This window comes from Pectobacterium aquaticum, assembly GCF_003382565.3.
Classification (GTDB): Bacteria; Pseudomonadota; Gammaproteobacteria; order Enterobacterales; family Enterobacteriaceae; genus Pectobacterium; species Pectobacterium aquaticum.
Map to the genome: position 1 here is coordinate 1,032,724 of NZ_CP086253.1, position 18,615 is coordinate 1,051,338.

Below are 18,615 nucleotides of genomic sequence, written 5' to 3' on the forward strand. Positions count from 1 at the left end.
GCGTTATTGCTTGATGAAAGGACGGGTCAGCAGGCCAATCGGGCCGCTGGCGTACCAGCTTTTGTTGCCTTTGCTGCGGCGATCGCGTCCCAGAGATTGGGTAAGGCGGTCAAGAATAATGGCCAGAATGACGATCCCGACACCACCGACGGCAGCCAGACCCATATCCAGACGACCAATACCGCGCAGTACCATCTGACCCAAACCGCCTACGGCGATCATCGAGGCGATAACCACCATCGACAGCGCCAGCATCAGCGTCTGGTTAACACCTGCCATAATGGTTGGCATGGCCAGTGGGAGCTGAACCTTAAGCAGCATCTGGCGCGGGCTGGCGCCGAATGACTCGGCGGCTTCGATCAAATCGGCCGGCACCTGACGAATACCCAGAATCGTTAAGCGAATAATCGGCGGCAGGGCAAAGATAATGGTCACCACCACGCCCGGTACATTACCGATACCGAACAGCATGACGATAGGCACTAAATAAACGAATGCGGGTGTGGTCTGCATGGCATCTAACAGTGGCCGAATGAACTTTGCGGCCCGTTCGCTACGTGCGAGCCAGATCCCAACGGGGAGCCCGATGAGCACGCAGAAGAACAGCGCAGTCAGTACCAGCGCTAACGTGATCATAGCCTGCGACCAGGCACCAATTGCGCCAATCGCAATGAGAGACAACAGGGTAGCCACGCCCATGCCGAGGCTGGACATCTGCCAGGCAATCAGCGAAAACACCAGAATGGCGATCGGCGCTGGCATACCCAGCAGGAATTGTTGAAAGCCGCCCAGAATAAAATCAACCGGGACGCGAACGCCCTGGAAGATCGGTCTGAAGTGCAGCACAACCCAGTCGATGCCGTGGGTGACCCAACTGTCCAGTGGGATCAACGTGTCTTTAAACGGATCGAGCAGGTTGAAATGCTCGGGGGGCGCTGGGGCTGCGCTGTTTAACCAGTCACTGCCGGATTGTGTAGCCTGATGGGCGGCATCGACAGAACCATCGGGTGCCGGAGTACTGCTCCATGCATCGCCGCCGTTGGCGGGGGCATCCTGAGCGGGCGCGCCGGTGGACCAAGGGTCGCTCTGTGCAGCACTGTCAGGCGTAGCGCCATCATTCGCTGGTGCAGAATCGGCTGGAGCGTTTTGCGAGCTGGCCGCCCACGGATCGTTTTGCTGTGCGCCACTAGCCTGCTCAGAGGTTGTGCCTTGATCGGCAGGCTGGTTTTGTGCCGTGGTCGCATCCCACGGATTCGATGTTGATTTACTCATTGGTCACTCCTTCCTTATCCAGTGCCTGTAGCAGCATTCCTTTGGAAATGATGCCTATGTACTCATTGTTCTCGCCGACGACAGGAACGGCACAGGGAGCCTGTGCGACCTGAGAAATCAGCTCGTTGAGTGACATATCTGCGGGCACGGGAACAGGTTCGGGCAGTAACGCCTGTTCCAGCGGCTGCTGTTCTTTAAGCGCCTGCTTCAGTGAATCAATAGACACGATGCCAATGAAACGTTTTCCACCTTCCAGCACGTAGCCGTAATCACGGTCTTCATCCTGAAGGATCTTCAGCGCGGAACGCGGCCCCACGCCGGGGGTTTTACGAATCAAGGTGACCGGGCGACGACGGGCGATATCTTTGGCGCTAAACACGTGGCTGATATCGACACCGCGGAAAAAGGTGCGCACATAGTCATTGGCGGGGTTATTCAGGATTTCATCGGGTGTGCCGACCTGAATCACTTCACCACCGTGCATAATGGCAATGCGGTCACCGATGCGCATCGCTTCATCCAGATCGTGCGAGATAAAGACGATAGTGCGTTGATGACGAGACTGGAGCTTGATCAACTCATCCTGCATTTCAGTACGGATCAGCGGATCAAGCGCGGAGAACGCCTCATCCATCAGCAGGATATCGGGGTCGTTTGCTAACGCACGAGCCAGACCGACACGCTGTCGCATCCCGCCGGACAGCTCATCTGGGTAAGACGCCGCGTAGGCTTCAAGCCCTACCTGTTGCAAGGCATCCAACGCTTTTTGCTCACGTTCCGCTTTCGGTACGCCAGCCAGTTCCATACCAAACGCGGTATTGTTGAGGATGTTCAGATGCGGCATTAGCGCAAAGGATTGGAACACCATACTGATCTTCTTGCGGCGTACGTCACGCAGCGCGGTATCGGATATCTTGGAGATATCCTCACCGTCGATCAGCACCTGACCCCGAGTGGGTTCGATCAGACGATTGAGAAGGCGTACCATGGTTGATTTGCCGGAACCGGATAATCCCATGATGACAAATATCTCGCCTTCTTCAATGGCCAGACTGGCATCTTTTACCCCGACAGTAAGCCCTGTTTTTTCAAATACCTGATCTTTGCTCAGGCCTTTATCAATCAGTTTAAATGCTCTGTCTGGGTGCTCGCCAAATATCTTATAAAGATTCTTTACTTCAAGTTTAATTGCCATGAAATTATTGTTTTCCTGTGTCGTTTATAATTCTATAACGTAACCCTGATAATGATTAAACATAAGCTACCCTACCATACTCAGATTCTGAGACAACCCTTTATTGCCTCAGGGGCGTTTCCCGGAAGGCGAATATTTGCGATAACAGTAACGCTATTATTACTGCCTTATCTTCATGATTTATGTGATCTTTATGATTTTTTATTTGAATGGTAATTCTTTTTATAACAGTGCGTTACCTGTTAGTTATTACGTATTGAATTAGTGGCTGATATAACCTTTTCTGATTGTGAATACATCACCATTTATAGTGAATTCCACTAATCGAATAATAGGGTAAATAAATCAAGATTTTTGTCTTATAGACACCCGAATAGGCCGACGTAACTACATTTTTTACTTATGTTATCTGTCGGTATTTTATACAGTATAGCAAAGATATTGCAGGTAAAATGATTGCGTTAATTCCCACCAATAAATGAGAGTGTTCTGAATAATATATTTGTCATTTTTGCAGAGTAATAAAAGCGAGGGGCGGGACCAATGTGGTGAGAGGCTTCGTGCGCTATCGTGCATTTCTATTTTGCCGATCGCGATCGCATTATCATTATAAAGTACATGGTTATTATGGTCAAATATCATCCATAGTGATATTCGAAAGAGGCCATCGTGTTAGATCACCTGAGCATCCCGGTACGGGATATTGCCCGTAGCCGACAATTCTATGAAGCGGCGCTCAAGCCGTTGGGTTACTGCCTGATTAAGGACATGTCATTTGCCGTCAGTTTTGCTGTGCGGGAAGGCTATGGGCAGTCAAGCGATCCCGGTGGTGAATTCTGGATTTATCAGTCAAAGGGCGAGCCCTGCCCAGCCGTGCATTTTGCCTTCAGCGCCGCCTCGCGAGAGCGTGTTGATGCTTTTTTTGCTGCTGCTATTGCAGCGGGAGGCGAAGATAATGGTGCTCCGGGGCTGCGGCCGAATTACCATCAGGATTATTACGCCGCATTTGTGCACGACCCCGATGGGTTCAACATTGAAGCGGTGTATCACCGCCAGCCTTAACGTTCGGGGTGGTTAGATGGGGTAATCGTGGGGGAAATCCCCCGTTGTCATTCACTCATCAGGCTGACGTGGGCGGCGACAACGCGCCAGCCTTCGGGCATTTTTACCCAGGTTTGCATTTGGCGGCCGATCTTCGTACTGCCTGCGCGGGTAAACTCCGTGCTGGCGACGGCCATATCATGACCATAGGTGGTGATGACCGTATTACGCAGGGTTCTGTCCAGACCGGCAGAGGGGCGAGCGAGGCGAAAGGCGCGGATTTCCTCTATCCCGTACAAATTTTCTCCTGCACCGTAGCGCACCGTTTTTTCATCGTGCCAGAACAGTTCATCCAGCACCGCAATGTCATTACCTGTTAAGGCTTTCTCATAGCGATAGAACGCGTCAGTCACGTCGGCCAGTACATCCGGCTGATTGATATCGTCAGGCAACATATTTTCTTTCCTCATAAGATAACTACCCTAAATAATTCGAGTTTCAGGCAGGCGGCAAGGGAAGGCATCCCGATGAGCTTACACTGGTAAGTGATTCGGGTGACTGAGCGCAGCCAACGCACATGCAACTTGAAGTATGACGGGTATAAGTGATGCCCTGCTGCTCCAGCGCCCACGCCGTCCGCAGGCAAAGATCCTCGCGCCACGGTGCGGCAATAATCTGCACGCCTATCGGTAGGCCGCTGGCGGTTGCTACCGGCACTGTCACGACGGGCAGACCGACGAAAGAGATCGGCTGTGTCAGCATGCCCATGCTGGCGCGGACGGGCAGATCGGTATCATTAATGCGCATGGTTTCCTGCCCAATGAGCGTGGCGGAGCAGGGCGTCGCCGGTGCGATCAGCAGGTCGGTGTGCTCAAACAGCGCCAGCGTCTGTTGACGGAAGTAATTCCGGAAGCGCTGAGCCTGCACATACCAGGCCGCGGGGATCATTGCGCCTGCCAACAGCCGCTCGCGTGACAGGGGCTCGAAGCGCTCAGGCTGCGTGCGCAAGGCTGGCAAATACTGGTTTCCCCCTTCGCTGGCCGACAGAATAAAGGCGGCGCTACGTGCTAGTGCGGCATCGGTTAGCGTCAGGCTGTCCTGTGCGCCCAGCACCTGTGCGACCTGACGAACGGCGGTGTTGGCTTCCTCGCTGGCCCAGGTGGAGAAATAGCCGTCAAGCACCGCGTAGCGCAATCCGTCACTGCCCGCTTCCAACTGTGCGGCGGTATGCTGCGTTTCCCGCTTGGCTTGAAAACGATCGTGTTCATCACGGCCTTGTAAGGCATCGAACACTAATGCCAGATCGTCTGCGCTACGCGCCAGCGGGCCGATATGGTCGAGGCTGGCGACAAACGGGTGGCTGCCGTGACGTGATAAGCGGCCAAACGTCGGCTTTAGCCCGAAAATGCCGCAGAGCGACGACGGCACGCGGATCGAGCCATTGGTGTCGCTGCCCAGCGTGAAGTTAACCAAGCCTGCTGCGACGGCGGCGGCCGATCCGCCAGACGATCCACCCGCAATGCGCTGTGTATCAAGCGGGTTGCGCGTGGGGCCGTAATGGCTGTTTTCGGTGGTAAAGCCGTAGGCATAGGCATCCATATTCAACATGCCGGACAGCAGTGCGCCCTGACTGGCAAGCTGGCGGATGGCAAAGGCGTTCTGTGCCGCGGGTGGTCGCTGGCTGAAAAGCTCGGCACCTGCCAACGTGGTTTCGCCGCTGACGTCAAACAGGTTCTTGACGGCGTAAGGCACGCCGGCCAACGCGGGTAAGGTTTCTCCGCGTTGACGGCTTGAGTCGATGCGCTCAGCCTCTGCCAACATGCGAGTACTGGTAACCTGGGTATAGGCATTAATGGTGGGGTTGACCTGCTCAATGGCACCCAACGCCTGCTGCGCAAGCTCTCTGGCGGAGAACGTGCCAGCCTGTAAACCTTGCTGAATCTGCCGGATAGATAATGATGAGGACGCGCTTCTGGCGTATAAGCTCATAACGTATAAGCTCCTAGCGTATAAACCCCGGCAATTTCCTGATGCTCATCAAGAGGAAAAGCCATCAGCGGCTGTGCCATGGCGTGAATGCGGCTGAACTGCACAAGCAGCTCCTGACGCCGTTCCTGACTCAGTTGCAGCGCCAGCAGCGTTTCCATCTGTTGCAGATAGGCTGCCAGCGCATCGTGTTCGATCATCGTCATTCTGTTTTCTCCCGGTTAAATAAAAAACTAGAAACCTGCCGCGCTGCCGTTGCTGCGTGGATCGAACGCCCCTTCCAGCATGCCGTTGGTGTGGCGTACGATGGCACCCGCGTGGCCGACCGTTTCACTAAAGCTGCTCAAGAGTTCGACGTCGTGACCGAGCTGACGCAGTGCATCCACGGTCGCGGGTTTAAAGCGATCTTCGATCTTCAGCGTATCGGAGACCTGTCCCCAGGTACGGCCCAACAGCCAGCGCGGGGCGGTAATCGCCTGTTGCAGCGGCAGCCCTTGCTGGACGTGACGGATAAAGATGGCTGCCTGCGTCTGCGGCTGTCCGTCGCCGCCCATCGAACCGTAGACCAGGGTTCGCCCGTCGGACAGGCGTGCAGCGGCAGGGTTTAACGTATGAAACGGCTGCTTACCGGGTTCTAACGCCAGCAGGTGTGCCGGATCGAGGCTGAACGAGGCACCGCGGTTCTGCCAGAGCACGCCGGTTCCCGGCAAGACCACGCCGCTGCCAAACTCGTGGTAAATGCTTTGAATGAAAGACACACACAGGCCGCTGCTATCGCATACGCCCATCCAGACGGTGTCGCCGGGGCCTTTGCCTTCTCCCCACGGCGCGGCTTTGCGGGTATCGATTTGCCGAGCCAGCACGCCGAGCGCATCGTTTTCCAGCAACGCCTGCACGTCCTGCGTCATTTGCTTAGGATCGGTAATGAAGCGGTCGCGCAAACCAAACGCCAATTTGGTCGATTCGACAATGCGATGGATCGTCTGACTATCGTTCAGATCTTCCATGTCTAAATGATCGGTCAGGCCGAGAATGGCGAGCGACACCAGTCCCTGCGTCGGCGGCGCGAGGTTATAGATATCGCCTTTACTGTGCTTCAGCACCAGCGGTGTGGTTCGTTTGGCGCGGTAATTTGCCAGATCGTCCGCCGTTAGCGGCATACCGAGCTGCGCCATCTGTGCCGACAGCCGGGCGGCGACGGAGCCACGATAAAAACTGTCCAGTCCTTCAATACTGAGCGTCGTCAGGGTATCGGCTAAATCCGGCTGCGTGAAACGGCTGCCCGCGCGCGGGATATTCCCCTGCGGCATAAATAGCTGGCTAAAGGCCGGAAAATCGCTCAGCTCGTGATAGCGCTGGGTGAGCGCATCCTCCTGAGATTGTGTGACGGGAATGCCGTCAGCCGCATAGCGGATCGCGTCAGATAGCAGACGAGCCAGCGGCATCGGCGTGCTGTCTATTTCTTGTGAATAGGCCAGTTCTTGTGAATAGGCCAGCGCTTCCTGCCAGCCGCCGACGGTGCCTGCGACCGTCAGCGCCGCTTTGGGGCCACGGTGTGGAATGCGACTTTCACCTTGATACCACTCACGGCAGGCCAGCGACCCCGCTGCCCCGCTGGCATCAATAGCAACGGGTTCGCCGTGTGGGGGCACAATCAGCCAGAAGCCGTCGCCGCCGATCCCGTTCATATGCGGGTACACCACGGCAATCGTTGCCGCCGCCGCGACCATGGCTTCAATGGCGTTTCCACCTTCACGCAGAACGGCCAACGCGCTGGCACTGGCTAAATGATGAGGTGCTACCGCCATACCCAGCGGGGCGGTGTTGCTTTGCATCATCTCAGGATTCCTTGTTTAAATATTATGTAGGGTAAGAGTTATTAACCTTAGCTATAAGCAAACGGCGTTCCAGTTTTTCGGTGCGGTAGAAAGTCCGTATGCGGTGCCGGAAGGGGTATCTATATCATCCTGACAATCCTGTGCTATGTTCTGCGACATGAAACAAACGTTACAGCAAGCGCAATGGATGAGAGATGATGATGCAAATAGATGAACGATTACGGGATCGCTACGGCGAACTCTCACCGCAGGAACAGCGCGTCGCGGATTTCATCTTCGATCACTTTGACGATCTGATTAGCTACAACAGCGCCGAGCTGGCGCGGCTGAGCGGCGTCTCCAAAGCGACCGTCAGCCGATTGTTCAAACGGCTGGGCTACCCCAGCTACCGTGACATGCGCGATGAACTCAGAACGCTGCGCCAAAGCGGGATGCCGCTGGCGGATAACCGGGATGCCGTGCAGGGGAATACGCTGTTGGCGCGGCATTACAAGCAGGAAATGGCGAACCTGACGCAGTGGATAAACCAGATTGACCCCGTGCAATTTGGCGCGGTGATTCAGGCGCTGATGCAGGCGCAGCGCCTGTGTCTGATTGGGCTGCGCAATAGCTATCCGGTGGCGCTGCACCTGCGCCAACAGTTGCTCCAGATTCGCCAACAGGTCACGCTGCTGACGCAGCCGGGGCAGACGTTATCCGAAGAGCTGGTGGATCTTACCGCACAGGATGCCGTGATTGTGGTGGCGTTTCGCCGCCGCCCGCGTCTGATCCAGCCGCTGTTGGCACAGTTGCAAAAGCGCGGTGTGCCTGTGCTGCTGCTGTGCGAACCACAGGCCAGTACGCTAATGTCGCTGGCAACCTGGTCGCTGTGCGTCCCGCTGGACAGCGTCTCGGCGTTTGACAGCTATTCGTCCGCGATGAGTTTAGTGAACGTGATCAGCAATGCATTGCTGCATGAAATGCTGCGTGACGGACGCCAACGTATCCACCAGATCGTGGATCTTTATGGTGAACTGGATGAGCTTGAGCAACGCTAATGGTGCGTTGGGATGGTGCTAATGCACCAATTCAGTGCAGTATAGTTGATGTTTGGTGCTATTCTGATGCCCTTATGTGTCATGCCGTCATGTGGATCTGTCATATAGTCATGCAGATCGTTTCGGGCGTGATAGCACCGGATTATTTTTGTGACGCAGCGCCACGCCCGACATAGGGCAGCTCAAACGCCGCTTGCCCTATGAACCCAGGCTTTTTGCGAGGAATCACGCCGCTTCGCGGTACCTTCGGCGTTTATGCCCGCAACCCGGACCGTCAGCGACGCGCTCCCGACGCGGCGCTGACTTTCGCGGCGTCCATGCCGCTCATCCGGCGGTCATGCTCACCTCAGCGTAATTCTTGACGCGAATAAAGCATGAAAACCATAAGGTTCAGCCCTGAGTATTACGCACGAAATTTTTCACAAATATTTCATATCCATAGCTATGCCTTGTTTTAGCAAAATCATTTGACCTTCTACGCTGTTCCTCATCGCCAAGAGTACCCATGCGATCTGGCATGCTCCTTGCTTAATTCCTGCAACGATGGTTTCAATTTTTGTTTTTAAAGAATCTTTCGTTTCAATTATACTAACCGGGGGCAGAGACGATGTTGATCAATAAACTGGGCATCAAAAAAGGGTTACTGGCGGTGATGGGCGCGGCAATGTTACTGGTTCAGGCCGGTAGTGCGATGGCCGATCAGTTGCAGGATATCGAGAAGCGCGGCGTGCTGCGTGTCGCTGTCCCGCAGGATTTCCCGCCGTTTGGATCGGTGGGGACGGATCTGCAACCGCAGGGGTATGACATCGATATCGCTCGCTATCTGGCGAAAGAGATGAAACTAAAGTTGCAGTTGGTTCCGGTAACCAGTGCTAACCGCGTACCGTATCTGCAAACCAACAAAGTTGACCTGGTGATCTCCAGTCTGGGCAAAAACGCCGAGCGTGAAAAGGTGATCGATTTCAGCCGCGCCTATGCGCCGTTTTTCCTCGGCGTATTTGGGCCGAAAGACAGCACGCTGACATCGTCTGAAGCGCTGGAAGGCAAGAGCATTGGCGTCACGCGCGGTGCGGTAGAAGACATGGTGCTGACGGATATCGCACCGAAGGCCGCACAGATTAAGCGCTACGAAGATAACAACACCACGCTGTCGGCGTACCTGTCCGGGCAGGTGGAATATGTTGCAACGGGTAACCTGGTTGTAGCCGCTATCGCCGAGCAGAATCCGACGAAAGCACCGGTAGCGAAGTTTATGCTGAAAGATTCGCCGTGCTACATCGGGCTGAAAAAAGATGAGCCCGCGCTGAAAGCGAAAGTCGATGCGTTGATTGAGCAGGCACTGAAAGACAACACGCTCAATACCCTGTCGGAAAAATGGCTGAAAGCGCCGCTGCCGGCCAGCATTAAGGCTTAACGGGATCACGCCATGACCTATCAGCTTAATTTTTCCGCGCTATTTCCGTTCTGGCCTGAGTTGCTGGAGGGGTTGTGGGTCACCATTGAGCTGACGGTCATGGCAACCCTCGGCGGCATTGCTATCGGCATCTTCGGTGCGGCCTTCCGCAGTGGCAAGCCCACCTTGCTGAGTCGGCTATGGGGTGTCTACGTCGAGTTGATCCGCAATACGCCGTTTGTGGTTCAGCTGTTCTTCATCGTCTTCGGCTTGCCGAGTCTGGGCTTGAAGCTCACCGCCGGACAGGCCGCGCTGTTGGCGATGCTGATTAATCTGGGGGCGTACAGCACCGAGATTATCCGCGCGGGGATTCAGGTGACGCCGAAAGGCCAGTGGGAAGCCGCTCGCGTGCTGGGGCTGACGCGGATGCAGACCTTCCTGCGTGTGATTCTACCGCCCGCGCTCCAGCGGATTTATCCGGCGCTGGTTAGCCAATGCATCATCGTCATGCTGGGATCGTCAGTGGTGTCGCAGGTGTCTTACGAAGAACTGACTTTTGCTGCCAACCTGATTCAGTCTCGTACGTTTTTGAGCTTTGAAGTGTATCTGGCAACCACGCTGTGTTACCTGATGCTGTCTGTTCTGATGCGACAACTCTTACTGCTGGCGGGTCGGCGCTTTCTGGGGAATCAGTCATGATGACATTTACCGACTGGGATATTGTGCGCAACCTGCTGCTGGCGGCACGTTGGACGCTACTGCTGTCGCTGACGGCTTTCATTGGCGGCGCGATAGTGACCTTTCCGCTGATGCTGCTGCGGCTGACTAAACGCAAATGGCCGACGCGCCTTGTCCACCTGTATTCCGAGCTGTTTCAGGGGACGCCGCTGCTGATGCAGCTGTTTCTCGCCTTTTTCGGGTTGGCGCTGTTCGGCATCGATGTGAGCCCGTGGACGGCGGCGGCACTGGCGCTGACGCTCTTTACCAGCGCCTTTCTGGTAGATATCTGGTGTGGCAGCGTGGAAGCCTTGCCAAAAGGGCAGTGGGAAGCATCGCGCTGTCTCGGACTGGATTTCGGCCAGACGCTCTATCGGGTGATTGCGCCGCAGGCGATGCGTATCGCCATCGCGCCTACCGTGGGGTTTTCCGTGCAGGTGATTAAAGGTACCGCGCTGGCATCAATCATCGGATTTATCGAACTGACCAAGGCGGGAACCATGTTGAATAACGTGACCTATCAGCCGTTTAAAGTGTTCGGATTGGTGGCGCTGGGCTATTTCCTGATGTGCTATCCGCTCTCTTACTACAGCCGCTATCTGGAGAAGAAATTCAATGCCGCTCATCACCATTAATCAGGTTCAAAAATATTACGGCCAGAACCATGTCCTGAAAGGCGTGGATTTGGATATCGAAATGGGCGAAGTCATTTCGATCATCGGGCGCAGCGGCTCCGGTAAGAGCACGCTATTGCGCTGCATGAACGGTTTGGAAGGCTATCAGGACGGCAGCATCAAGCTGGGTGGGATGACCGTTACCGACAGGGATTCGCAGGCGCGGGAAATCAGCCGCTCGGTCGGGATGGTGTTCCAGAACTTCAATCTGTTTCCGCACATGACGGCGCTGGAAAACGTGATGCTGGCACCGCGCCGCGTGCTGGGCAAAAGCGCAGCGGAGTGCCGTGAGCTGGGTGAACAGATGCTCAATAAGGTCGGGCTGGGTGAACGCCTTCACTACTATCCCGCCAATCTGTCGGGTGGTCAGCAGCAGCGCGTCGCGATTGCCCGCGCGCTGGCGATGAGCCCAAAAGTCCTGCTGTGCGACGAAATTACTTCGGCACTCGATCCTGAATTAGTCGGCGAAGTGCTGAAAGTGCTGGAACAGCTGGCTGCCGAAGGCATGACGCTGATTCTGGTGACGCATGAAATGAATTTTGCCCGTGAAGTGGGCGACCGCGTGGTGTTTATGCATCAGGGCACGGTCTGGGAGCAGGGCGACAGCAAAACACTGTTCGCCAACCCGCAGACCCGCGAACTGAAACAGTTCATCGCCTCCGTCCGGGGACTATCGGAAGCGTAAGGCTTCCCTCTTTTGAGCTAATCACGCACGGAAACGCGCATCAAATCATTCGATTAGCAGACCAGTAACGTAAAGAATCTGGAGCACATAACCATGAACAGCGAACTGTACGCGCAAATCAATCCCCCTCATCGCCTGCTGATGGGGCCGGGGCCGATCAATGCCGATCCGCGCGTATTACGGGCAATGGCCAGCCAGTTGGTGGGGCAATATGATCCCGCGATGACCAACTACATGAATCAGGTCATGGAGCTCTACCGTCAGCTTTTCCGTACGGAAAACCGCTGGACGATGCTGGTAGATGGCACCTCGCGAGCGGGGATCGAAGCGATTCTGCTGTCGGCGATCCGCCCCGGTGACAAGGTGCTGGTGCCGGTATTTGGCCGTTTTGGTCATCTGCTGTGCGAGATTGCCCGCCGCTGTCGTGCTGACGTTCATACCATCGAAGTGCCGTGGGGCGAGGTGTTTTCACCAGACCAGATCGAAGACGCGATCAAAACGGTACGCCCGCGTTTGCTGCTGACGGTGCAGGGCGATACATCGACTACCATGCTGCAACCGCTAGAGGAACTGGGTGAGATTTGCCGCCGCTACGGCGTACTGTTCTATACCGATGCTACCGCCTCTTTTGGCGGTAACCCGCTGGAAACGGATAAATGGGGACTGGATGCGGTTTCCGCAGGGTTGCAGAAATGCCTCGGCGGGCCGTCCGGCAGTTCACCGATCACGCTTAGTCCGCAGATGGAAGCGGTGATCCGCCGGCGTAAATGCGTCGAACAGGGGATCAGAACGGACGCGCATCAGGACGGCGACGACGAGATGATCTATTCCAACTATTTCGATCTGGGCATGGTGATGGATTACTGGGGGCCGGAGCGCCTGAACCACCATACCGAGGCGACGAGCATGCTGTTCGCCGCACGCGAATGTGCCCGAACGATCCTCGAAGAAGGGCTGGATCGCAGTATTGCTCGCCATGCGCTGCACGGTAGTGCACTGGTGGCGGGGATTCAGGGAATGGGGCTGGACACCTTTGGTTCGCTGACCCACAAAATGAATAACGTGCTGGGCGTGGTGATTCCTGACGGCGTTCACGGCGAGCAGGTGCGTAAGCTGCTGCTGGAAGATTTTGCCATCGAGATCGGCACCTCGTTTGGCCCGCTTCAGGGCAAGATATGGCGCATCGGTACGATGGGCTACAACGCGCGTAAAGACTGCGTGATGCAAACGCTGACGGCGCTGGAGGCGGTGCTGAATCGACTTGGCTTCCGTACCGTGCAGGGTGAAGCCTTGCAGGCCGCCTGGAATTGCTACGCGGCGGATGAGGGACGTGCATGAGTGAAATGTTGATGTTGCCCGCTGCCGCACAGGCCGCCGCTGAGCAGATTATGTTGCGCTGCGATGCGCTGGCTGAAATTAGCGAAACGCCCGGCCAGCTGACCCGCGTTTATCTGTCGCTGGAACACCTGCGTGCCAATGCGCAGGTGGGGGAATGGATGCGCGAAGCGGGCATGAACGTCTGGCAGGATAGCGTTGGCAACATTTGTGGTCGCTATGAAGGATTAACACCGGATGCGCCAGCGCTGCTGCTCGGTTCGCATCTGGATACGGTGCGCAATGCTGGACGGTATGACGGCATGCTGGGCGTATTGACGGCGATTGAAGTCGTGCGTGCCTTCCATCAGCAGGGGACGCGTTTGCCCGTGGCGCTGGAAATCATCGGCTTCGGCGATGAGGAAGGTACGCGTTTTGGCATTACGCTGCTGGGCAGTCGAGGGCTAACGGGTACCTGGCCGGAGAACTGGCTGGATTGTCAGGATGCAGAAGGCACCAGCGTGGCGCAGGCGTTGACCATTGCGGGGCTGGATCCGCTTGAGGTGGCGCTGGCGGCACGTCCGGTCAGTGATATCACCGCCTATCTGGAGTTGCACATCGAACAAGGGCCGTGTCTGGAACAGCAGGATCTGGCGCTGGGCGTGGTCACCGCGATTAACGGGGCGCGGCGGCTCAACTGCACGTTCCTCGGTCTGGCGGGGCATGCGGGCACGGTACCGATGACGCAGCGGCAGGATGCGCTGGCGGCGGCGGCTGACTGGATGGCGCAGGCAGAACGGGTAACGCGAGAAAGCGATCCTCATCTGGTCGCTACGTTTGGTACGTTGCAGTGTTTACCGGGCGCGGCGAACGTCATCCCCGGCGAGGTGAAAATGACGCTGGATATTCGCGGGCCGGAGGATGCGCCGCTGGATGCGTTGCTGGAAAGACTCCTGACGCTGGGACAGGCTATCGCGCACCAGCGCGGCTGCCAGTTCAGCGCCGAAGAGTATTATCGTATTGCGGCAACCCGCTGCGATCCCGCGTTGCAGTCGGTATTAAATGAGGCGGTGACGCAGGTACAGGGGAAAACGCTGATGCTGCCAAGCGGTGCGGGGCACGACGCCATCGCCATCGCCGAACGCTGGCCAGTAGCGATGTTGTTTGTCCGCTGTCGCGGTGGTATCAGCCACCATCCTGATGAATCTGTTACCACGGCAGATGTGGCGCTGGCGCTACAGGCGTTCTATCAGGCGGTGTTCTACCACGCCTCTGCACAGTAACGACAGCTACATCTATTACAGCTACAGCACAACCACTACAGCGTAAAGCGATCGGCATCGCGCCAGGCGGGGAAGGATTCCCGGTAGCTTTGCAACGCTTCCAGCGACAGTTCGGCGTCCAGACAGGCAGGCTGATTGGGGGCGGCAGAGGCCAGAATTTCCCCTTGAGCATTAATAATCAGGCTATCGCCACGGTAGCTGTGGCCGTTGCCGTCGGTACCGACGCGGTTACAGCCTGCAACGTAGGCCTGATTCTCAATGGCGCGCGCTGCTAGCAGCGTCTGCCAGTGTGCCGCGCGAGGCGCAGGCCAGTTGGCGACATACAGCGCCAGATCGTAATCCTGTCGATTGCGCGACCATACGGGGAAACGCAGGTCATAGCAGATCATCGGGCAGATGCGCCAGCCGCGCCATTCAATGGTGACTCGCTCTGTGCCTGCCTGATAGTGGTGATGTTCATCCGCCATGCGGAACAGGTGACGTTTATCGTAGTGATACACCTCGCCGTGCGGATCGACCAGCAGGAACCGGTTCACCGCACCTTTTGGCGTATTTACCGCGACGCTGCCGCCGATCAGCGCATTCGTCTTCTGCGCCCACTGGTGCAGCCACGCTTCTACGACTGACTGATCCAGACTGCCTTTGGCGGCCTCCATCGCAAAGCCAGTGGTGAACATCTCCGGCAGCACAATCAGATCGCGTCCTGCCACATCACGCCCGCTCATCTCCGCTAATAAGGTATCGAAGTGGCGCAGGTTGGCTTCGCCATCGCGCCAGACCAGAGGCTGTTGCAGTAATGAAATCTTTAAAGTCGACATAAACGCTCCGCAGCGGCATCCAACGTCACTTCCTGTTTAGCAAAGCATAGTCGAATCAGCGTATGTGGGAACGGATCGGCACAAAAGACGGACAGCGGAATGGCGGCAACGCCAACGTGCTCGGTCAGCCAGCGGCAGAAGCTGACATCGTCCAGGTCGGAAATCGCCCGATAGTCCGCCAGCAGGAAGTAAGTGCCTTCGCAGGGCAGAATGTCAAAACGGCTGCCCGCCAGCGCCTTGATGAAACGATCGCGCTTGGCACGGTAAAAATCGGGTAGTTCGCGCCAGTGTTGCGGCTGTTCGCGCAGCATATCGGCGATGGCGAACTGCGCAGGCGTGTTCACGGAGAACGTCAGATACTGGTGAACCTTACGGATTTCCGCACTCAATGCGGCTGGCGCGACGCAGTAGCCGACTTTCCAGCCGGTCATGTGGAACGTTTTGCCAAACGATGAAACGGCGATAGCGCGTTGACGCAGCGACGGATGTGCCAGCACGCTGGCGTGTCCTTCACTGTCGAAACAGATGTGTTCGTAGACTTCATCGCTCAGTACGAAGATGTTACGTGTGGCAATTGCCTGCCACAGTTGCTCAAAATCGGCCTTCTGCCAGACGGTAGCGGACGGGTTATGTGGTGTATTCAGGATGACCAAACGAGTACGGTCGCTCAGCAAACTGGTAAAATGCGACCAGTCCACGCGAAATGCAGGCGGCTGCAAGGCGATGCGTTTGAGTACGCCGCCAGCCAGCGTAACGGCAGGCGCATAGCTGTCATAGCTGGGATCGAAGCAAATCACTTCGTCGCCGGGTCGTACCAGCGCGGCAATGGCGGCAAACAGCGCTTCGGTCGCCCCCGCCGTGACGGTCACTTCGCTATCGGCATCCGGTCGCCAGCCGTACAGTTCTTGCGTTTTTTCAGCAATCGCCTGACGCAGCGGTGCAACACCGGTCATCGGCGCATATTGGTTTGCGCCCTGACTGACATGATACGCCAGCCGCTGTTGTAAATAATCCGGGCCGTCAAAATCAGGGAAACCTTGTGATAGATTGATGGCCTGATGCTGTTGGGCCAGTGCACTCATCTGGGTAAAGATGGTGGTGCCCAGCGAAGGCAGTTTACTGTCGGGGATCAGAGCGGCGCTCATAGCGGGGTGGAACTCCTGCAAGCCTGTATTGCTTGGTAATATAACATGCTGTTAGTATTTGGCAATCAAGACGCTTGGACGTTTAAACGGCTAAATGCCTTTGCGTGCTAAGACATAATGAAAAAATCTAAACCTGCAACTGCATGCTTTGAAACAGAGAGACCAAAAACGGGAAGCCTCATGACTGAAAATCAACAATTGACGGCGCTGCTTGCGGCCTGCCACTGGATAGGCGAGAAGGGCTGGTGTCCGGCGACGGGCGGCAATATGTCCGTACGCCTTGATGAAGCGCAGTGCCTGATTACCGAATCGGGTAAAGATAAAGGCAGTCTTCAGGCAGAGGATTTCCTGCTGGTGGAGATTGCCACTAACCATGTGCCGAGCGGTCGTACGCCGTCGGCGGAAACGGGGCTGCATACGCTGCTGTATCGCCGTGAGCCGACTATCGGCGCAGTGCTGCATACGCATTCGGTGAACGCGACGGTGCTGTCTCGGGTAGAGAAGGGCGCTGAGCTGGTGCTGCACGGCTATGAAATGCAAAAGTCGTTGGCGGGGCAAACCACCCATTTGGATCGCGTGGCGATCCCGATTTTCGATAACGATCAGGATATTCCGGCGTTGGCGCAGCGGGTAACCGAGTACGCCAGCCAGACGCCGCTACGTTACGGTTTTCTGGTGCGCGGCCACGGTCTTTACTGCTGGGGCGCGACGGTGAAAGAAGCACGTCGTCATCTGGAAGGGCTGGAGTTCCTGTTCCAGTGCGAATTGCAGCGTCGACTATTGGAGGCGAAAGCATGATTAAGGCCATTGTGACGGATATTGAAGGTACCACCAGCGACATCCGTTTTGTTCACAGCGTGCTGTTCCCTTATGCCCGCGAACGTCTGGCCGACACCGTTCGGCAGCACGGTAGCGATCCTGAGATTGCGCAGGCGCTGGACGTGTTGCGTCAGGAGTTAGGTCAGCCGGATGCGGATAGCGAGACGCTGATTACCGCGCTGAACCAGTTTATGGATGAAGATCGTAAATCCACCGCGCTGAAGCAGTTGCAAGGCATTATCTGGCGTACGGGCTATCGTAACGGCGATTTTCAGGGGCATCTGTACCCTGAAGTGGCCGCACAACTCGCCGCATGGCAGCAGCAGGGCCTGCGCCTGTACGTGTACTCGTCAGGCTCGGTAGAAGCGCAGCAACTGCTGTTCGGCTATAGCAACGCGGGCGATCTGCGCCCGCTGTTCAGCGACTATTTTGATACCCGCGTCGGTGCGAAGCGGGAGACCGATTCTTATCGCACGATTGCGCAAGCCATCGGGCTACCTGCTGAGCAACTGTTGTTCCTGTCGGACATTCGTCAGGAACTGGATGCCGCGCAGGAGGCCGGCTGGCACACCTGCCAGCTTATTCGTGATGATGCGGATAACGTAAGCCGTCACCGTCAGGTGGCACGTTTTGACCAGATCGACTTACCGGAGTACGCCCAATGAGTGGATTAACCATTTTTAGCGACAGCGATGCAAGCCAGCCGATTTGGCAAAGTCAGGATGCCGAGGCGATTCAGAAACAGCTGAACGACATCGGCGTACGTTTTGAACGCTGGGAAGCCAGCCAGAAGCTGAGCGATGCGCCGTCGTCTGAAGAAGTGCTGGCGGCCTATCAGCATGAAATCAATAAGCTGGTGGCAGAAAAAGGCTATCAGAGCTGGGATGTCATCAGCATGCGTTCCGATAATCCGCAGCGCGCGGAGCTACGCACCAAGTTTTTATCCGAGCATGTGCATCATGAAGACGAAGTGCGCTTTTTCGTGGAAGGCGCGGGGCTGTTCTGTCTGCACCTGAACGGCAAGATTTACCAGATTCTGTGTGAGAAGAACGATCTGCTGTCCGTCCCCGCGGGCACCGCGCACTGGTTTGATATGGGACCGGAACCACACTTCACCGCCATCCGACTGTTCGATAACCCGGAAGGGTGGATAGCGCATTTCACTGGCGATAAAATCGCGGATGCGTATCCGAAATTGGAGCGATAGCTCGTTTGTTGTAAACGAACGCTCTGTGAATGAATGAGTATGTTTCGTGCGTTTCGATATTTTCCGCTCTATGTTGCATGTTACGAAACGCCCGACCCAGGGCGGCTCAATCGCCGTCGCCCTGGGAACCCTGGCTTTTGGCGAGAAATATGCCGCTGACGCGGTCCCCTCGTCGCTAATGTTCTTCTGAT

19 protein-coding genes are annotated in these 18,615 nt (G+C 56.3%); 11 read left to right on the plus strand and 8 right to left on the minus strand.

What is annotated here, in order from left to right; genetic code table 11:
• Positions 1-3: 3 nt before the first annotated feature.
• Positions 4-1,272, minus strand: a complete 1,269-nt coding sequence (proW, locus tag DMB82_RS04780; protein WP_116164757.1) for a glycine betaine/L-proline ABC transporter permease ProW — start codon at positions 1,270-1,272, stop codon at positions 4-6.
• Positions 1,265-2,467 (minus strand): glycine betaine/L-proline ABC transporter ATP-binding protein ProV, encoded by a 1,203-nt coding sequence (gene proV / locus DMB82_RS04785; protein ID WP_102119444.1) that lies wholly within the window; start codon positions 2,465-2,467, stop codon positions 1,265-1,267. The genes proW and proV overlap by 8 nt, the downstream gene beginning before the upstream one ends.
• Positions 2,468-3,136: 669 nt before the next feature.
• Here proV and DMB82_RS04790 point away from each other — a divergent pair.
• Positions 3,137-3,529, plus strand: coding sequence for a VOC family protein (locus DMB82_RS04790; protein ID WP_116164759.1), 393 nt, complete (start codon positions 3,137-3,139; stop codon positions 3,527-3,529).
• 47 nt (positions 3,530-3,576) lie between these two features.
• Here DMB82_RS04790 and hpxZ read toward each other — a convergent pair whose 3' ends face one another.
• Genes hpxZ through DMB82_RS04810 form a run of 4 tightly spaced genes read right to left on the minus strand, consistent with a single transcriptional unit; the run spans position 3,577 to position 7,332 of the window.
• Positions 3,577-3,963: an oxalurate catabolism protein HpxZ gene (hpxZ, locus tag DMB82_RS04795; protein WP_116164761.1), complete on the minus strand. Its 387-nt coding sequence runs from the start codon at positions 3,961-3,963 to the stop codon at positions 3,577-3,579.
• A 43-nt stretch (positions 3,964-4,006) separates the two neighbouring features.
• Complete coding sequence (locus DMB82_RS04800; protein WP_116164763.1) at positions 4,007-5,497, minus strand: AtzE family amidohydrolase; 1,491 nt, start codon at positions 5,495-5,497, stop codon at positions 4,007-4,009.
• The gene (hpxX, locus tag DMB82_RS04805) at positions 5,494-5,700 is read right to left on the minus strand and encodes an oxalurate catabolism protein HpxX (RefSeq protein WP_116164765.1); all 207 of its coding nucleotides are present in this window, start codon (positions 5,698-5,700) and stop codon (positions 5,494-5,496) included. Before hpxX ends, DMB82_RS04800 begins: the two co-directional genes overlap by 4 nt.
• A 27-nt stretch (positions 5,701-5,727) precedes the next feature.
• Entirely contained in the window at positions 5,728-7,332 is a 1,605-nt protein-coding gene (locus DMB82_RS04810; protein ID WP_116164767.1) for a gamma-glutamyltransferase family protein, read from the minus strand.
• Between the two features lie 197 nt (positions 7,333-7,529).
• Here DMB82_RS04810 and DMB82_RS04815 point away from each other — a divergent pair, with 197 nt between their 5' ends.
• From DMB82_RS04815 to hpxK, 7 genes are all read left to right on the plus strand, one after another.
• Complete coding sequence (locus DMB82_RS04815) at positions 7,530-8,369, plus strand: MurR/RpiR family transcriptional regulator (protein ID WP_102119165.1); 840 nt, start codon at positions 7,530-7,532, stop codon at positions 8,367-8,369.
• 607 nt (positions 8,370-8,976) lie between these two features.
• On the plus strand, positions 8,977-9,783 hold the full coding sequence (locus DMB82_RS04820; RefSeq protein ID WP_039504765.1) for a transporter substrate-binding domain-containing protein: 807 nt from the start codon (positions 8,977-8,979) through the stop codon (positions 9,781-9,783).
• Between the two features lie 12 nt (positions 9,784-9,795).
• Positions 9,796-10,461: an amino acid ABC transporter permease gene (locus tag DMB82_RS04825; RefSeq protein ID WP_116164769.1), complete on the plus strand. Its 666-nt coding sequence runs from the start codon at positions 9,796-9,798 to the stop codon at positions 10,459-10,461.
• Entirely contained in the window at positions 10,461-11,114 is a 654-nt protein-coding gene (locus DMB82_RS04830) for an amino acid ABC transporter permease (RefSeq protein WP_029368898.1), read from the plus strand. The genes DMB82_RS04825 and DMB82_RS04830 overlap by 1 nt, the downstream gene beginning before the upstream one ends.
• On the plus strand, positions 11,095-11,838 hold the full coding sequence (locus DMB82_RS04835; protein ID WP_010306965.1) for an amino acid ABC transporter ATP-binding protein: 744 nt from the start codon (positions 11,095-11,097) through the stop codon (positions 11,836-11,838). Before DMB82_RS04830 ends, DMB82_RS04835 begins: the two co-directional genes overlap by 20 nt.
• Positions 11,839-11,931: 93 nt before the next feature.
• Positions 11,932-13,176, plus strand: coding sequence for a pyridoxal-phosphate-dependent aminotransferase family protein (locus tag DMB82_RS04840; RefSeq protein ID WP_116164771.1), 1,245 nt, complete (start codon positions 11,932-11,934; stop codon positions 13,174-13,176).
• Positions 13,173-14,435 carry an allantoate amidohydrolase gene (hpxK, locus tag DMB82_RS04845; RefSeq protein ID WP_103943398.1) on the plus strand — a complete coding sequence of 421 codons (1,263 nt, stop codon included), beginning with the start codon at positions 13,173-13,175 and terminating at the stop codon, positions 14,433-14,435. The genes DMB82_RS04840 and hpxK overlap by 4 nt, the downstream gene beginning before the upstream one ends.
• A gap of 35 nt (positions 14,436-14,470) precedes the next feature.
• Here hpxK and DMB82_RS04850 read toward each other — a convergent pair whose 3' ends face one another.
• Together DMB82_RS04850 and DMB82_RS04855 are read right to left on the minus strand one after the other, a co-directional pair.
• Positions 14,471-15,253: an amidohydrolase gene (locus tag DMB82_RS04850; protein ID WP_116164773.1), complete on the minus strand. Its 783-nt coding sequence runs from the start codon at positions 15,251-15,253 to the stop codon at positions 14,471-14,473.
• Positions 15,241-16,398 carry a pyridoxal phosphate-dependent aminotransferase gene (locus DMB82_RS04855; RefSeq protein WP_102119138.1) on the minus strand — a complete coding sequence of 386 codons (1,158 nt, stop codon included), beginning with the start codon at positions 16,396-16,398 and terminating at the stop codon, positions 15,241-15,243. The genes DMB82_RS04850 and DMB82_RS04855 overlap by 13 nt, the downstream gene beginning before the upstream one ends.
• 180 nt (positions 16,399-16,578) lie before the next feature.
• Between DMB82_RS04855 and DMB82_RS04860 the strand changes: the two genes are divergently transcribed.
• From DMB82_RS04860 to DMB82_RS04870, 3 genes are read left to right on the plus strand one after another with little or no spacing between them, the layout of a single operon-like run.
• Positions 16,579-17,196: a methylthioribulose 1-phosphate dehydratase gene (locus DMB82_RS04860; protein ID WP_102119139.1), complete on the plus strand. Its 618-nt coding sequence runs from the start codon at positions 16,579-16,581 to the stop codon at positions 17,194-17,196.
• Positions 17,193-17,882, plus strand: a complete 690-nt coding sequence (mtnC, locus tag DMB82_RS04865; protein WP_116164775.1) for an acireductone synthase — start codon at positions 17,193-17,195, stop codon at positions 17,880-17,882. The genes DMB82_RS04860 and mtnC overlap by 4 nt, the downstream gene beginning before the upstream one ends.
• Positions 17,879-18,424: a 1,2-dihydroxy-3-keto-5-methylthiopentene dioxygenase gene (locus DMB82_RS04870; RefSeq protein ID WP_102119141.1), complete on the plus strand. Its 546-nt coding sequence runs from the start codon at positions 17,879-17,881 to the stop codon at positions 18,422-18,424. The genes mtnC and DMB82_RS04870 overlap by 4 nt, the downstream gene beginning before the upstream one ends.
• Positions 18,425-18,615: the final 191 nt, after the last annotated feature.